The organism is Candidatus Omnitrophota bacterium (assembly GCA_028717245.1).
GTDB lineage: Bacteria > Omnitrophota > Gorgyraeia > Gygaellales > Profunditerraquicolaceae > JAGUYA01.
Genome location: JAQUOD010000001.1, coordinates 315628 through 330890 on the forward strand (window position 1 = coordinate 315628; position 15263 = coordinate 330890).

Annotated in this window: 16 protein-coding genes; all 16 read right to left on the reverse strand. The window is 43.2% G+C overall.

Annotated elements, in window-relative coordinates; translation table 11 throughout:
• Positions 1-2: 2 nt before the first annotated feature.
• The 16 genes from ispH to PHV44_01705 all read right to left on the reverse strand — a co-directional run bounded on the left by ispH (position 3) and on the right by PHV44_01705 (position 15263).
• Entirely contained in the window at positions 3-860 is an 858-nt protein-coding gene (gene ispH / locus PHV44_01630) for a 4-hydroxy-3-methylbut-2-enyl diphosphate reductase (GenBank protein MDD5591985.1), read from the reverse strand.
• Positions 842-1438: a lysophospholipid acyltransferase family protein gene (locus PHV44_01635; protein ID MDD5591986.1), complete on the reverse strand. Its 597-nt coding sequence runs from the start codon at positions 1436-1438 to the stop codon at positions 842-844. Before PHV44_01635 ends, ispH begins: the two co-directional genes overlap by 19 nt.
• Entirely contained in the window at positions 1428-2816 is a 1389-nt protein-coding gene (locus tag PHV44_01640) for a phosphoglucomutase/phosphomannomutase family protein (GenBank protein MDD5591987.1), read from the reverse strand. Before PHV44_01640 ends, PHV44_01635 begins: the two co-directional genes overlap by 11 nt.
• Positions 2806-3450, reverse strand: coding sequence for a ribulose-phosphate 3-epimerase (rpe, locus tag PHV44_01645; protein MDD5591988.1), 645 nt, complete (start codon positions 3448-3450; stop codon positions 2806-2808). The genes PHV44_01640 and rpe overlap by 11 nt, the downstream gene beginning before the upstream one ends.
• Positions 3447-4013 (reverse strand): nicotinate-nucleotide adenylyltransferase, encoded by a 567-nt coding sequence (locus tag PHV44_01650; protein ID MDD5591989.1) that lies wholly within the window; start codon positions 4011-4013, stop codon positions 3447-3449. The genes rpe and PHV44_01650 overlap by 4 nt, the downstream gene beginning before the upstream one ends.
• 107 nt (positions 4014-4120) lie before the next feature.
• The gene (locus PHV44_01655) at positions 4121-5380 is read right to left on the reverse strand and encodes a glutamate-5-semialdehyde dehydrogenase (GenBank protein ID MDD5591990.1); all 1260 of its coding nucleotides are present in this window, start codon (positions 5378-5380) and stop codon (positions 4121-4123) included.
• A 1-nt stretch (position 5381) separates the two neighbouring features.
• A complete protein-coding gene (proB, locus tag PHV44_01660; protein MDD5591991.1) occupies positions 5382-6473 on the reverse strand; it encodes a glutamate 5-kinase in 1092 nt (363 codons plus the stop codon).
• Positions 6448-7404, reverse strand: a complete 957-nt coding sequence (obgE, locus tag PHV44_01665; GenBank protein MDD5591992.1) for a GTPase ObgE — start codon at positions 7402-7404, stop codon at positions 6448-6450. Before obgE ends, proB begins: the two co-directional genes overlap by 26 nt.
• Before the next feature lie 37 nt (positions 7405-7441).
• The gene (gene rplU, locus PHV44_01670; GenBank protein MDD5591993.1) at positions 7442-7756 is read right to left on the reverse strand and encodes a 50S ribosomal protein L21; all 315 of its coding nucleotides are present in this window, start codon (positions 7754-7756) and stop codon (positions 7442-7444) included.
• 106 nt (positions 7757-7862) lie between these two features.
• The gene (locus PHV44_01675; protein MDD5591994.1) at positions 7863-9305 is read right to left on the reverse strand and encodes a ribonuclease E/G; all 1443 of its coding nucleotides are present in this window, start codon (positions 9303-9305) and stop codon (positions 7863-7865) included.
• The gene (locus PHV44_01680) at positions 9298-9615 is read right to left on the reverse strand and encodes a TIGR03936 family radical SAM-associated protein (GenBank protein ID MDD5591995.1); all 318 of its coding nucleotides are present in this window, start codon (positions 9613-9615) and stop codon (positions 9298-9300) included. The genes PHV44_01675 and PHV44_01680 overlap by 8 nt, the downstream gene beginning before the upstream one ends.
• 589 nt (positions 9616-10204) lie before the next feature.
• On the reverse strand, positions 10205-10636 hold the full coding sequence (locus tag PHV44_01685; GenBank protein MDD5591996.1) for a type II secretion system protein: 432 nt from the start codon (positions 10634-10636) through the stop codon (positions 10205-10207).
• Between the two features lie 145 nt (positions 10637-10781).
• Positions 10782-11714 carry an SDR family oxidoreductase gene (locus PHV44_01690; GenBank protein MDD5591997.1) on the reverse strand — a complete coding sequence of 311 codons (933 nt, stop codon included), beginning with the start codon at positions 11712-11714 and terminating at the stop codon, positions 10782-10784.
• Complete coding sequence (locus tag PHV44_01695) at positions 11707-12639, reverse strand: NAD-dependent epimerase/dehydratase family protein (protein MDD5591998.1); 933 nt, start codon at positions 12637-12639, stop codon at positions 11707-11709. Before PHV44_01695 ends, PHV44_01690 begins: the two co-directional genes overlap by 8 nt.
• Entirely contained in the window at positions 12636-13946 is a 1311-nt protein-coding gene (locus PHV44_01700; GenBank protein ID MDD5591999.1) for a nucleotide sugar dehydrogenase, read from the reverse strand. Before PHV44_01700 ends, PHV44_01695 begins: the two co-directional genes overlap by 4 nt.
• 9 nt (positions 13947-13955) lie before the next feature.
• The gene (locus PHV44_01705; GenBank protein MDD5592000.1) at positions 13956-15263 is read right to left on the reverse strand and encodes a UDP-glucose/GDP-mannose dehydrogenase family protein; all 1308 of its coding nucleotides are present in this window, start codon (positions 15261-15263) and stop codon (positions 13956-13958) included.

Genomic DNA, 15263 nt, shown 5'->3' on the forward strand with positions numbered 1-15263 from the left:
TTTTATTTCTCCTTTCGCGAACTTATTTTTTTAACGATATCCCCAACTAACCATTCCGGCGTGGAAGCGCCGCTGATCAAACCGACCCTATCGGCCTTTTTTAATATACCGGATAACGGCGTTCCTTTATTTTCCACCAGATACGTTCTTTTATTAATTTTGCGGCCTATGGAAAAGAGCCTCTTAGTGTTGGCGCTTAGGCGCGAACCAACAACCAAAAGGACATCTACGGACTTAGCCAGTTTTCCAGCTTCATCCTGCCTGCGGGCCGTATCCAAACATATGGTGTTATAAATATGCACCTCCTTTACCAAAGGATTTTTCTCTAGAATTTTATTGACTATCTTAAAAAACATGTCCTGCGCCTGCGTAGTCTGGGAAATAATCCCTATTTTCCTATATGAGAACCAGCCCTGTTTTATATCTTTTATCCTATCGATAGTATGCGCTCCTATAGCCAAATCCAATAACGCCTTTATCTCAGGATGCCTGCGTTCGCCGATAATGATAACTTCTAGCCCCTGTTCGTGGAGCATGGCGCAGGTCTTCTGCACCAAGGAGACATAAGGACAAGTTACGTCTATAAGCCTTAATTTTTTCTTTTTTGCGGTTTTTAATATATTGCGCGCAGTGCCGTGGGAGGGTAATATAAGGACGGATGATTCCTTTAGATTATCTAACGATTTTACTACGCACAGGCCCCTTCTTTCCAGGCGTTTTATTACCTCGGGGTTATGTATGACCGGCCCCAGCGAATAAATAATGCCTTTATTTCTATTAAGCGCCCCTTCAACAATATCTATTGCCCGCTTAACCCCTAAACAGAAACCAATATTCTTCGCTAATTTGATTCCTCGCATGAAAGATGCCTAATATTATCCATTATTTGTTTTGCGGTTTCTTGATAAGGCACCCTCCTTTCTATGGGAATTTGTTCTCCGAAACGTACTGAAATACTCGCTGCCTTCAGAAACTTAACGCCGCGAGGCAATGCCTTTTCTGTCCCTGATATAAAAGCCGGTATCACCGGCACGTCCAGTTTTGCGCTTAAAAAACCGATGCCCGCATAAGGTTCGCTCGATTTACCGTCGAATCTACGGCTGCCTTCGGGAAATAAAGCCAGGCCTTTACCGTTTTTTACGCGGCGCATAGCTTCTTTAATCGCGGATAAATCCGCAGAATCCCTCTTTACGGGAAAGGCGTAGACCGCATGCAGGAGCCGCGAAATCCAGGGACGGCAAAATAATTCTTCTTTAGCCATATAATTCAATTTACGCGAACAGGCAGCCCCTAAGACCCCAGGGTCTAAGTAACTGACGTGGTTACTGACCAAAATAAACCCGCCTTTCCTGGGGATATGCTTTACCCCACGTACCTCAAAATGGAAAAATATTTTTAAAATAATGATTATTAGAAACCTGAAGAAACTATAGAGCATCCTTTAAAATTAATTCCCTGCCGTAGGCTAATAATTTTTTGGCATCGCTTAAATTCTTTGACTCCGCATAGATACGCATCAGAGGCTCGGTCCCTGAGGCCCGAAACATCAGCCAGCTTTCGTCTGCACAAATCAATTTTATACCATCGTAATCCTTTACCTGCGTCACCTTTTTTCCTAAAAGTTGCCCCGGCAGCATTTCTTTCCTGGGTTCTACGCGTTTAGAAAGACGCAAATCCTGGCGTAAATAATAATAACGGCCAAATTGTTTTTCGGTTTCATTCAAAATCTTCAGGATATCCTTATTACGGTAGGCCATCATCTCCAGGAGCAAGAGCCCTGCCACTGTCCCGTCGCGTTCAGGTATATACCCTTTGACGCCCATGCCGCCTGCCTCTTCTCCGCCGGCTAAGATATCTTCTGTCTCCATAAGGTTAGAGATATATTTAAAACCTACCGGGGTCTCGTAAAGCTTGGCCTTTAAAAATCCGGCTATATGGTCAATCATAGTCGTGCCTGCGATCGTCTTGACAATACCGCCGCGCCAGGACCTATCCTGATGCAGGTGCAACGCCAAAAGGCCCAATATTTTCTGTGGATGGATAAATATGCCGCCTGGCGCAACTGCGGCAATCCTGTCTGCATCGCCATCTAAGGCTATCCCCAAATCAAACTTCTCTTTTTTAACCCTGGATTTTAAACCTCCCAGGTTCTCTTCAACCGGTTCGGGGTTTATGCCCATAAAAGAAGGGTTGATGCTGTTACGCATAAACTCTAATCTTATATCTGTCCCTTTAAGTACCTGGGCGATAAAACTGTCTCCTGAACCATACATGACATCGACTAAAACCTTGAATCTTTTTTTCTTAACTTTCTTTAAATCAAGGTAAGAACGGATGAATTTAACGTAGGCTCCGGTTAAGTCTTCTTTCTTTATTAAATCCGCGCTGCCGCTATCAGGCTTAACAGGAGTTTTCCCTAAGCGTTTTTCTATATCCTCTGTGACCTCCTCACCTGCTGCCCCTCCTGAAGGTATCTTAATCTTAAAACCGTTATATTGCGCGGGATTATGGGATGCGGTAATCATAATGCCTAAATCCAGTTTCCTTGACCTGACGGCAAAACTTAAAGCAGGAGTAGGGACAGCCCTGTCCGAAAGCAAAACCTTAATGCCGTTATTTTCCAGCACTCCCGCTGCTGCCTCGGCAAAATCTGCGGACATAAAACGCGTGTCATAACCTACTGCCGCATCCTTCCCGGAACCCAGATAATCTGCCACCGCCTGCGAAACAATCTTTAAGTTTTTAAAGGTGTAGTTCTTGGCAATGATACCTCTCCAGCCGTCTGTGCCGAATTTAATCTCATGGTTATCTTGCATTTCTTATCCTTTCAATTGCTAACCTGGTATTCTTTGCGCCGAATATATAAGAACCCGCGGCTAAAATATCAGCCCCTGATTTTATAATCCTGGCTGCTACCTTATCGTTTACTCCCCCGTCTACAGAAATATCCCCTTTAAAAATAGAGCGTAACTGCCTTATTTTTGGCAATACTGCAGGTATAAAAGATTGGCCGCTAAAGCCGGGGTTGACTGACATAACTAAAACAAAATCTACAAACCCCAGCGTTTCCTTAATTTTTGTTAAGGGTGTAGCAGGATTCAAGGATATACCGAGCTTTATTCCCTTTTTTTTAAGCTTTACGCTTTGCGCTTTAAGCTTTGCGCTTGATATGGCTTCAATATGCACGGTAATCATATCGCTTCCGGCACTTATAAATTCATCAATGAATTTCTGCGGGTTTTCAATCATTAAATGCACGTCTAAAGGGAGCTTTGTCACCCGGCGTATATATTTAACCACTACCGGCCCGATGGTAATATTAGGCACAAAGTGTCCGTCCATAACATCTATGTGCAGCATATCTGCACCCGCTGACTCCACCTTTTTTATTTCCCGGGCAAGGCAGCTAAAATCCGCAGATAATATGGATGGTGCGATTTTGATTTTCATTTGTAGAGCCTCTTTTTATTAATATACCTGGATACTGCCTCGGGGACCAGATAACGAAATGACCTCTCTTCTTTGATCGCCTGGCGTACTTCAAACCCGGAGACATCCACTGCCCTGATCGGTATGGTAGAAATGTGGGAAGGTATCTCCTCCAGCGGATAACCCGGCCGCGTCGCTACCACAAACTTGACCATTTTAATGATTTCATCTAAATCCTTCCACTCTTTTAGATACTTAAGCAGGTCTGAACCGATTATAAAATATAGCTCATCCTGCGGGTATATTTCCTTTAATGCCCTCAAGGTGTCTATCGTATAAGAACGGCCGTCTCTTTTGATTTCAATATCGGAAGCTAAAAAATGCCTGTTGCCTTTTATGGCCAGCTTCACCATAGTAAGGCGCGTAGCAGCGCAGGCAATATCAGAATTATCTTTATGCGGCGGCAGGTATGCCGGCACAAAAATAACCTTATCTAATTTTAACTTTTCCCTGACCTCCTCAGCTAAAATGAGGTGGCCGATATGTATAGGGTTAAAAGTACCGCCTAATATTCCTATTTTCATACTGATTATTGTTAAAATTAGTTCATTGAGTTTATTGAGTTCATAGAGTTATTGAGTTATACATGGTTTAACTCAAAAAACTCAACAAACTCAAGTAACTCAACAAACTATTTTCTAATTTGTCCCTTCCCGAATATCGTATATTTATATGTCGTTAATTCTTCTAATGCCATAGGCCCCCGCGCATGCAGTTTATCCGTAGAGATACCTATCTCAGCACCCATGCCGAATTGATAACCGTCAGTAAAACGCGTGGAGGCGTTCAGATAAACACAGGCAGAATCCACCTGCTTTAAAAAAACTTCTGCGTTCTCTTTATTATCGGTAACAATAGCATCGGAATGATGCGAACCATAATGATTAATGTGCCTGATTGCCTCTTCTAAACTATCTACGACCTTAACCGATAGGATCAAATCCAGATACTCCGTATGGTAATCTGCATCTTTTGCCTTTTTAATATTTTTCACGATTTTGCAGGTTATAGGGCAACCGCGGATTTCCACGCCGGCTTCTTTAAATTTCTTAATCATCCCGGGTAAAAATCTTATGGCAACATCTTTATGCACGAGCATGCTCTCCATGGCATTGCAGACTCCAGGCCGCTGAACTTTAGCGTTGTAACATAAATTTTGGGCCATATTCAGGTCTGCCCAATCGTCAACATATACATGGCAGATACCCTTGTAATGTTTTATTACCGGGATACGCGAAGTTTTGACTACGCGGTTAATCAGGCTTTCGCCGCCGCGGGGAATCACTAGGTCAATATAATCGTTTAATTTCAGTAATATATCCACGGCCTGCCTGTCGGCAGTAGTAACCATATTAACGATGCCCGGCGAGATACCTGATCTCTTTATTACCTCTTTGAGTATCTGGTATATGGCCAGGTTAGAATTCAGGGCCTCGCTGCCCCCTCTTAAGATAACTGCATTTGCGGATTTAAAACATAACCCGATACAATCCGCAGTCACATTAGGCCGCGACTCATAAATAATCGCGATTACGCCGATAGGCACGCGCACTTTATTTATCAGGAGGCCGCAAGGCCTGCGCCAAGCCCTCATTACTTCACCCACCGGGTCATCTAATCCGGCTATTTCTAATAAAGAGCCTGACATCTCTTCTATCCTCTTTTGGTTAAGAACGAGCCTGTCGATAAATGCAGCCGATGAGCCATTGGCAAGAGACTTCTGTATATCCTTCTTGTTTGCTTTGAGGATAATGTTTTTATTTTTCTTTAAGGCCATGGCCATGCCCTTGAGAACTTTATTCTTCAACGCAGAGGATACGTTAAGCATGCCTAATGATGCCTCACGGGCATTCCTGGCTATACGGATAAATTCTTCTTTCAGCTGCGCCATACTATTTCTCCTGCAGTATCACTATATTATCGCGGTGGATTACTTCTCTGTCGTGACGAGTGCCTTTAACCTTATCTAAATGCCTGCTGGAAAGATTAACTTTACCCCTGGCAAATTCGCAATTTTCTTTATCTGCCACGCTGACAATGTCCGCTGACTCAAAGACACCATGGGTAGCAAGAATCCCTACGGCAAGCAGGCTCTTTTTATTCATAAGCGCCTTTTTCGCCCCGTCGTCAACAGTAATACTCCCTTTGGCTTTTGTGCCAAAGGCGATCCAGCGTTCTCTTGCCGCTAAGCCCTTTTTAGGAGAAAACAGTGTTCCATACTTTTCTGGTTCCTTGATTACCGATAAAATTATATCCTTCGTGCGCCCGTTGGCTATAACGCAAGGTATCCCAGAATCCATGCATATCTTTGCCGCCTCAATCTTTGTAATCATCCCACCGACGCAAATCTTCTTATCTGTCGGACAGGCAAGTGCCTTTATTTGAGAATTAATCTCATCTACAACAGGAATGACTTTCTTATCCTTATCTAAAAGCCCGTCTACATCAGAAAGAATAATTAAAAGGTCAGCGGAAATCAAACTGGAAACTAAAGCAGAAAGCCTATCATTATCTCCAAATTTAATCTCATCAGTAGATATTGTATCGTTTTCATTAATTATAGGAACGATGTGCTGAAGGCAATGCTTTTGTTTTTTTAATAATGCCTGCAACGTATTTCGGGCATTTAAGTAACGTTTTCTATTTGCAAAATCTTCATTGGTTAAAAGGATCTGAGCGCTAAAATAACCCTTCCCGAAGAAACCCCGATAACCATCCATCAATTTATTTTGACCAATGGCTGCCGTTGCCTGTAAATCCTCCAACTTCCTGGGGCGTTCTTTTAAGCCAAGCGTACGCATGCCAAAAGCAATTGCCCCAGAAGAAACAACTATTACTTCGTTGCCTTCTTTAACTAAACTGGCAATTTGACGGTGAGCGATATCATAAACGAAAGAATCATCCCAGACTTTATTCGCCGAATATAAAAGGCTTGAGCCTATTTTTACGACAATCCTCTTATATTTTTTTTCCGATTGCTTCAATTAATTCCTCCAGGCCTTCTTTTTTTAATGCCGATATGGGATAAACCTTCTTCTTTTTTATTGCCTTTCTAAATTTCTCCAGATTAACGGTTGCCCCTTCTAAATCCATTTTGTTGGCTGCGATAATCTGAGGTTTTTTGTAAACTTCTTTGCTGTAATTTTTTAGTTCCCTGTTTATGACTTTATAATCTTCTAGGGGGTTGCGGCCTTCATATCCGGACATATCTATAAGATGGATAAGGATCCTCGTGCGCTCAACATGCCTGAGAAACTCATCGCCCAAACCCCTGCCCCTGGATGAACCCTCAATCAGCCCCGGGATGTCAGCGATAACAAAAGAGCCGCCTGCATAATTTACCGCCCCTAATACCGGGGCCTTGGTGGTAAAGGGATAAGGGGCAATTTTAGGATGGGCATGGGAAATACCGCTAATCAAAGTGGATTTCCCTACATTAGGAAAACCCACCACTCCCACATCGGCAATAAGCTTTAAATCCAGGATTAATTCTTTTTCTTCCCCTGGCTCGCCGTCTGTAGCAATCTGACGATGCTGGTTACCTAAACCTCCCCTGCCTGCGTGCGCTATAATAATTTCTTCCTGGTCTTTACCTAAGTCGCGCAGGATACAGCCTGTTTTGGCATCCTTGATAGCCGTGCCGCAAGGGACCCGGATAAGAACCGGGTGGGCGTCTTTACCTTTTTTGTTTTTACTGGACCCGTTTCCTCCGGCAGGGCCAAAGAAATGCCTATTGTAGCGAAAATCTAAAAGGGTGCGTAGATTCCTGTCTGCCCTTACGACGATATCCGCGCCCCTGCCCCCATTACCGCCATTGGGGATACCCCTACGGGTATATTTATCGCGATATAAACTGCTACAGCCTCCTCCGCCGTGGCCGGCCTTTACATAAATTTTTGCGCTGTCAATGAACATTTATACCGTTTTAGTCTGTTTTATCCGTTAAACGGACTTAACCAATAGATATCTCTTTTATCTTCAGGCGGGTCAGCTGCTGACGGTGCCCCTTTTTCCAGTGGGAGGACTTACGGCGGCGGTATTTAAAGGAAACGACTTTCTCGCCCTTTATTTGTCCTAAGACCGTTGCCTCTACTTTTGCGCCTTTCAGGTAAGGCTGGCCTATTTCGGCCTTTTTATCTTTGGAAACAAAGAGTACTCTATTCAGGGTAATCTCGCTTCCATCTTTACCGGACTGCTTTTCTACCTCAATAATATCGCCTTTTTTTACACTATACTGTTTTGCCCCAACTTCAACTATTGCATACATTTGTCGCTCTCCTTTAAGTTTATTTTTCTTATTTTATATAGAGTTATAATAATAACATATGGAACAAAGAGGGTCAAGGGAAAAAATGGGATGGATTAAGGCTGGCTTAAGATATTCTTATATCCTCTATATTGAGGCTGGGGTCAGCTACGGTATTAACTTTCACCCTGAATTTACGCTCAATAAAACGCAGGTGCTCTTTATCTCTTAGAACCTCATCAGCCACGGCAGGATTCAATATAATCTTAGCCTCTTTTATAGACTTACCTTTGAGGAATCTCCTTAGCTCTTTAAGCGCGTAAATGGACATGGTCACTGGGGATTTAATCCTGCCCTTTCCCTGGCAGTAATGGCAGGCCTGATAAGAAAGCATCTGGACAGTCCTGTGTATGCGTTCACGGGTCATCTCTATCAGCCCGAATTTGGAAATACCCTCAATATCGTATTTTGCCTTATCATTACTTAATTCTTTTTTGAGCACGTTTAAGACTTCCCGGCGGTGAGATTCCTTTAACATATCAATAAAATCTATGACGATTATCCCTCCGAGGTCGCGCAATCTTAATTGGTGGGCAACCTCAATGGCTGCTTCGCAGTTTACCTTAAACGCCGTCTCTTCCTGTTCGGTTTTCTTCCTGAAACCTCCGCTATTTACATCGATAACCACCAGGCCCTCGGTAGGCTCGATTATAATATATGCCTTTGATTTTAAATAGATCTTATTCTCAAAAATCCTGCTTACCTGTCTTTCAATATCCTTATCTTCAAAGAGGCTATCTCCCCGGTATAATTCTACCCTGTTAGAGAGGTATCTTAAGAACGTGCTGATAAAACGGTGTATCCGGCGGTATTCTTCTTTGGAATCTACAATTAATTTAGTAACGTCTTCGGTAAAAGAATCGCGTATCGCCCGCAGGGTCAAATCGTACTCCTCATAGACAAGGGAAGGCGCTTTCTTCGCGCGGATTATTTTCTCAATCCTCTTCCATAACTTAATCAGAAAATTAGCATCCCTGAGCAATTCTTTCTTAGATTTACCCTGCGCAGCTGTGCGCACAATAAAACCCATATCCGTAGGCAGTTTTAATTCATGGAATATTGTTTTAAGGCGCATCCTCTCAACATCATCCTCTATCTTACGCGATATCCCTACCTGATGGTCTTGGGGCATAAGCACCAGGTACCTTCCCGGAAGGCCGATATGGGTAGAAAGGCGCGGGCCTTTTGTGCCGAATGATTCTTTCACTACCTGCACCAGGACTTCCTGGCCCTTCTTGACTTCACGGGGGATATTCTCTTGTGGCGTTTCCACGAATTCAAAAGCAGATTCTATCTCGGTTAAGTATAAGAAACCTTTCTTGGGTAAGCCTATATCGACAAAGGCGGCGCCGATATTGGCAAGGGCTGCTTCGATTTTACCCTTATAGATATTACCGACTATAGTCTTATCCTGCGGCCGTTCGATATAAAATTCTTCCAGGCGGCCGTCATTAACTATGGCTACCCGCTTTTCCTGCGGTTCAATATTAATCAATATCTCTTTAGGCATATTCTCTGGTTTCTTTTATAAAAATTCCTTCTGGTAACTGTTTTTGCAGCCTTTCCTGAAAATCCCGGGGGTCAACTGGCTCCCTTAAAGTAAAGGTCGCTTCTTCGCAATCGCTTTCTATCCCTAATTTCAAAGCGCGTTTAATGCTGATTTTAGGATGCGGGCTGAAGCCTTCGGTAATTTTAATCGGCAGTTCTGCCCGGCGTAATGCCCGCATAAATAAACGCATCAGGTCCAGATGCGATATGTATTTCATCGGGCCTTTTTTGCTGAATACGATATTCGCCTTAGGTATAATCCTATTTTTCATATCTCTAAGCGCTATTGTAAGTTACTGTAACTTAATAGTCAAGGAAAAACAAAGCGGCTGCCTTGTCTTGCTTTCTCATAAGCACCGCTTTAGTTTTCACTTAATAAGAAGCAGCGGGTCCTGCCGTGGGGGCGCCTCTCGTCAAATTTTCCTCGAGGCATCCCCCGCGTCACCCGCTGGACATATTTAACCAGACAGTCTAAGTCCGTTCGTATCTTAAAGATGCTGTTCGAAAACACCCAAGCCACCCGCTAAATATGAATCTGACGAGTCACAATAAATGAATCTGGCGGTTTTCGAGCGAATGGAGGTTTTAGCCAATGGAGCTTGAGCATTGAGGGAATCCCCGTGGAGCGAAGCGACAAAACGGGGATGGCGAAGCTGTTTGAGCAGCATTTGTTAGAACAAATGCTGCGAGTTCTGCAGCCACCGAAAATGCGAAAGATCATTGGCGTTAAAAAACCGACTTGAGCGAGAAAACTGACAGATTCATTGAATTGTTGCTTATGTTTATGGATAATATAAAATAAAAAGGGCGAAGTGTTTTTTTTGCTTCGCCCTTTTATCAAAACCTTCTTAATTAACTAATCTAACCGCCGGCTGCGGTACATGTAGCGTCCGTAGAAAGCACTCCGCCCGTACTTACGGTAAAACTCTTGGTCCCGGAGGTAGTACAACTAACAGGCCTTGCGGTTATAGTATAACCGGCAGCCAAAGGAGTACCCACGCTATATGCATAGCCCTGGCAAGGCGAGGTAGCGGTACATTTTGTAAAGTAATTTTCATTTATATACGGCGGGGTGACATTTACCAGCTGCGCGGCAATATCCGTAGGGTATAAACCGTCATGAGATGCGGAATATGTCTCAAAGGCCGTAGAAATAGTCCTTAAGGTCGCCTGGGCCGCTGATTCATTAGCGGTAATTCTCTGCCTTAACAAATTAGGTATGGCTATGGCCGCCAATAAGGCAATAATCGCGACAACAATCATGATTTCGACTAACGTAAACCCTCTTTTCATTTAACACTGCCTCCTTTCTTAAATTACAGTTACCCTATGTTTAAACGCAAGTTATCTTGTATTTTACTTTTTATATCACTTCCTTAAATACTTGTCAACACATTTGTATACCATAATAACATTATCGCCGAATGCGCCAGGTTATTTATCCTGAAAACCAATCTATCGTGCTTTTAAGGCCTTCCCTAAGCTCTATCCGGGGCTGCCATTTAAGGGCCTGTTTTGCCCGCGAGATATCCGGCTGCCTCTGCTTGGGGTCATCTTCCGGTAAAGGCCTAAAAACAACCTTACTTTTAGTTTTGATCATTTTTAAGACCAGCTTTGCAAATTCTAAGATACTGAATTCATGAGGGTTGCCTAAATTTACCGGCTCATTTATACGGGACAACATAAGCTTGTATATACCTTCTATTAAATCGCTGATATAGCAAAATGAACGGCTCTGCCTTCCGCTGCCATATATGGTAATGGGCTTATTATTTATTGCCTGATAGATAAAATTAGGCACCACCCGGCCGTCATTTATGCGCATGCGCGGGCCGTAGGTATTGAAAATCCTGGCGATCCTTGTATCTATGTTATGTATCCTATGGTATGCCATAGTGAGGGCCTCGGCAAAACGTTTGGATTCATCATAACAACCCCTCACCCCTACCGGATTGACATTACCCCAATATTTTTCCGGCTGCGGATGCATTAACGGATCGCCGTAGACCTCCGAAGTAGAAGCTAATAAGAATACGGCGCGTTTCCTTTTAGCTAACCCCAGCGCATTATGCGTACCCAGGGACCCTACCTTCAGGGTCTGGATAGGGAATTTCAGATAATCTACCGGCGAGGCAAGAGAAGCCAAATGCAAGACATAATCTACTTTTCCTGCAATATCAATGTATCCGGTAACGTTGTATCTTATAAACCTGAAATTCCTATCTTTCGTAAGATGCCTTATATTTTCTGTCTTGCCCGTAATAAGGTTGTCCAAACAGATAACTTTATAATCTTCTTTAATGAGCTTGTCGCATAAATGCGAACCGATAAAACCTGCACCACCCGTAATCACTACGGTCTTTTTATGCATTTCTAAAATACTCCGCTGTTAATTCCAGGCCGCGAAGAAAATCTATCCTGGGCCTGTAAGATAAAAGTTTTTGTATCTTAGTAATATCCGCCTTTGTCTTAAATACATCTCCCGGCCGCGGCGTGAGGAAAACAGGTTTTATATCTTTGCGCATGATTTTATTCAAGGACTTCAGCAGCTCTAAAACAGTGTAATCCCTGCCAAAGGCTACATTAAAAACCTCTCCCCTGAATTTTTGTTTCTGGCTTGCCAGGATATTCGCTTCTACTACATTGGCCACATAAGTGAAATCCCGGGACTGCCTGCCTGTCCCGTATACGGGCGCGGGCTTGCCATTTAATATACAATGAATAAACTTAGGTATGACTACCGCATATTCATCATCCAGGCCCTGGCGGGGGCCAAAGACATTAAAATAACGTAGAGATACCGTCGGCAAGCCATAATACCGGCTGAATATCCGGCAATAATGCTCCCCGGCTAATTTAGTCAGGGCATAGGGCGAAATAGGCGCAGGCGAAAACCCCTCTTTCTGTGGGAAATCTTTTACATCGCCATAGACTGAACTTGAAGAAGCAAAGACAAAAGACTTAACTTTATTTTTTAATGCCGCCTCCAGTATATTCAAAGTGCCGTTTATATTTACTTCATTGTACTCTTTAGGATTGTTCATGGACTTAGGCACGCTCCTTAAGGCTGCCTGATGCAGGATAAAATCCATGCCTTTAGCTGCTTTTAAACACGTATCCTTCGAACGGATATCGCCCCTCACCAACTCTATCTTAGCCATTACCCCTTCGATATTTTTTTTCTTGCCGCTGGAGAAATTATCCAATACCCGTATAAAATGTTTTTTTTGTACGAGGGCCTCGACAAGGTGAGAACCGATAAAACCCGCGCCGCCGGTTACTAAGAATTTACTCATAGTTTAATCACCTTATTGCTTTTGATGCCTTCATAGACATTACGCGTATCGAATATAATACGGGAATTCTTCAACAAGGACTGATAGTCTATCGCTGAATGTTCGGTAGCAATAACTACGCAGTCAAACTTCTTCAAGTTAAGTACGGTTAAATCTACGGACTTAAGGTCGGTATGGTTAAATTTTAAATAAGGGATAAGCGGGTCATGATAGCATACGCAGGCATTTTCTTTCTCTAAAATTTCGATGATGTCTAAAGAAGGGGATTTCCTTAGGTCTTTGATGTCTTTTTTATAAGTAACGCCGATAAGCAGGACTTTAGCCTTACTCAACGCAATACCTTGTTTACCTAAAATCTGCCGCAGCCTTTCTACTACATATTTGGGCATATAAGTAATAATATCCGAAGCAAGTTTAATAAAACGCGGCTTAAAGCCTTGTAGCCCGGCCTTCCAATATAAGTATAAAGGGTCCTTTGGTATGCAGTGGCCGCCCACGCCCGGCCCCGGATAAAAAGGCATAAAACCGAACGGCTTGGTCTTAGCTGCTTCAATAACCTCCCAGATATCGATACCCATCTTATGCGCCATCATCGCCAACTCATCTATAAGCCCGATATTAATCAGGCGAAAAGTATTCTCCAGTAATTTTACCGCCTCCGCAACCCTGCTGGAAGAAACCGGGACGACTTTATGAATTATATTCTTGTAAAGCGCCACGGTTAAATCTGTAGCTTCTTTTGTTATTCCCCCGACGACCTTAGGAATTTTATTGACCGGGTATTTGGCATTGCCGGGGTCTATGCGTTCCGGAGAGAATGCCAGATAAAAATCCTCGCCGCATTTTAAGCCTTTTGATTCCAGAAGCGGCAGGATCACATCTTCGGTTGTGCCGGGATAAGTAGTGCTCTCCAAAATAATCAGGCTCCCTTTTTTTATATTTTTCGCTATGGAATTCACCGCCTGCTTAATATAGGAGATATCAGGATGGTATTTTCTCTTCAAGGGCGTGGGCACACATATAATCACTGCATCCGCTCCTTTTAAGGCCTGGAAATTAGCGCTAGCCCTGAATTTTCCGGAGGCTATAATTTTCCTTAATTCCGCTGTGGGGATATCGCTGATATAGGACTCCTTCTTACTGATATGCGCCAACCTATCTTTATCTATATCTATGCCTAAAACATAAAAGCCCTTTTTAGCAAACTCCAAAGCCAGAGGCAAACCTACATAACCTAAGCCCACAACGCAAATCCTGGCTTTCTTTTTATTGATTCTTTCTTTAAACCCCTGTATAGAATTTCCCATTTTTATCCGTTATTTTTTAGAGGCTCCTGCCCTGCCAATACCGATATAGTTAAAGCCTAATTTAGTCAACCCCTGGGGGTCGTAGATATTACGCCCGTCTATGATAAAAGGCCTCTTGAGTAACTTCTTAACCTTAACAAAATCTAACTCCTTGAATTCATCCCATTCCGTAAGGACCAATAAACAATCGCTGCCCCGGCAAACTTCGTAGGAATCCTTACAGAATGTTACCGCCTTCAATACCTCCTTCGCCTTCTGCGTTGCGCAAGGGTCATAGACCTTTACTCTTGCGCCTTCTGATTGCAGGGTCTTAATTATATCTATGGCCGGGGCGCTACGGATATCGTCGGTGTTTGGCTTAAAAGACAGGCCTAATATCCCGATAGTCTTATCTTTAATTATCCATAAGGCATCCTTAACCTTGTTTAAGAATAATTCTTTTTGCTGCTGGTTAATAACCCTGACTGCCTTAAGCAAATCAAAACTACAGCCTAATTTTTCCGAGATATTTACAAAGGCATCTACGTCCTTAGGAAAACATGACCCGCCGTATCCTATGCCGGCATTCAAAAATCCCGGTCCAATCCGTTTATCCAAACCCATGCCTTGCGCTACCTCTGCTACATCCGCCCCTACTTTATCGCAAACCTGGGAGACGGCATTGATAAAAGAAATCTTAGTGGCTAGAAAAGAGTTAGAAGCATGTTTTATCAATTCCGCGGACTTAATATCCGTTACCACCAGCGGTACATTCAGGGGTTTATATAAAGCGGCCAGTATATCCCTTGCCTTTTTTGATTCTACGCCGATAACAATCCTGTCCGGATGCATAAAATCATTGATGGCCTGGCCTTCCCTTAAGAATTCCGGGTTGGAGGCGATATCAAATTTTACTTTTCGTTTCACATAGGCCGAGATAGTCTGTTTTACCCATTTACCCGTTTCCACCGGCACGGTAGATTTCTCAACGATAAGACGGTAACCGGAAAGATTCAGCGCTATATTACGCGCTACATTCTCAACACCGGTAAGGTCGGCTTCGCCGTTATCCAAAGAAGGCGTGCCTACGGCAATAAATATTACCTCAGATTTAGAGAGCGCTTCCTTAATGCTAGTTGTAAAGAAAAGCCTCTTTTTTTTGACATTAATCTTCACCAGCTCCTCAAGGCCCGGCTCATATATGGGTATGCTGCCTTTTTTCAGGTTGGCAATCTTTTTACGGTCATTGTCCGCGCAGATAACCTTGTTTCCCAACTCAGCAAAGCAGGCACCCGTAACTAATCCTACATAACCTGTACCAATAATAGCAATATTCAT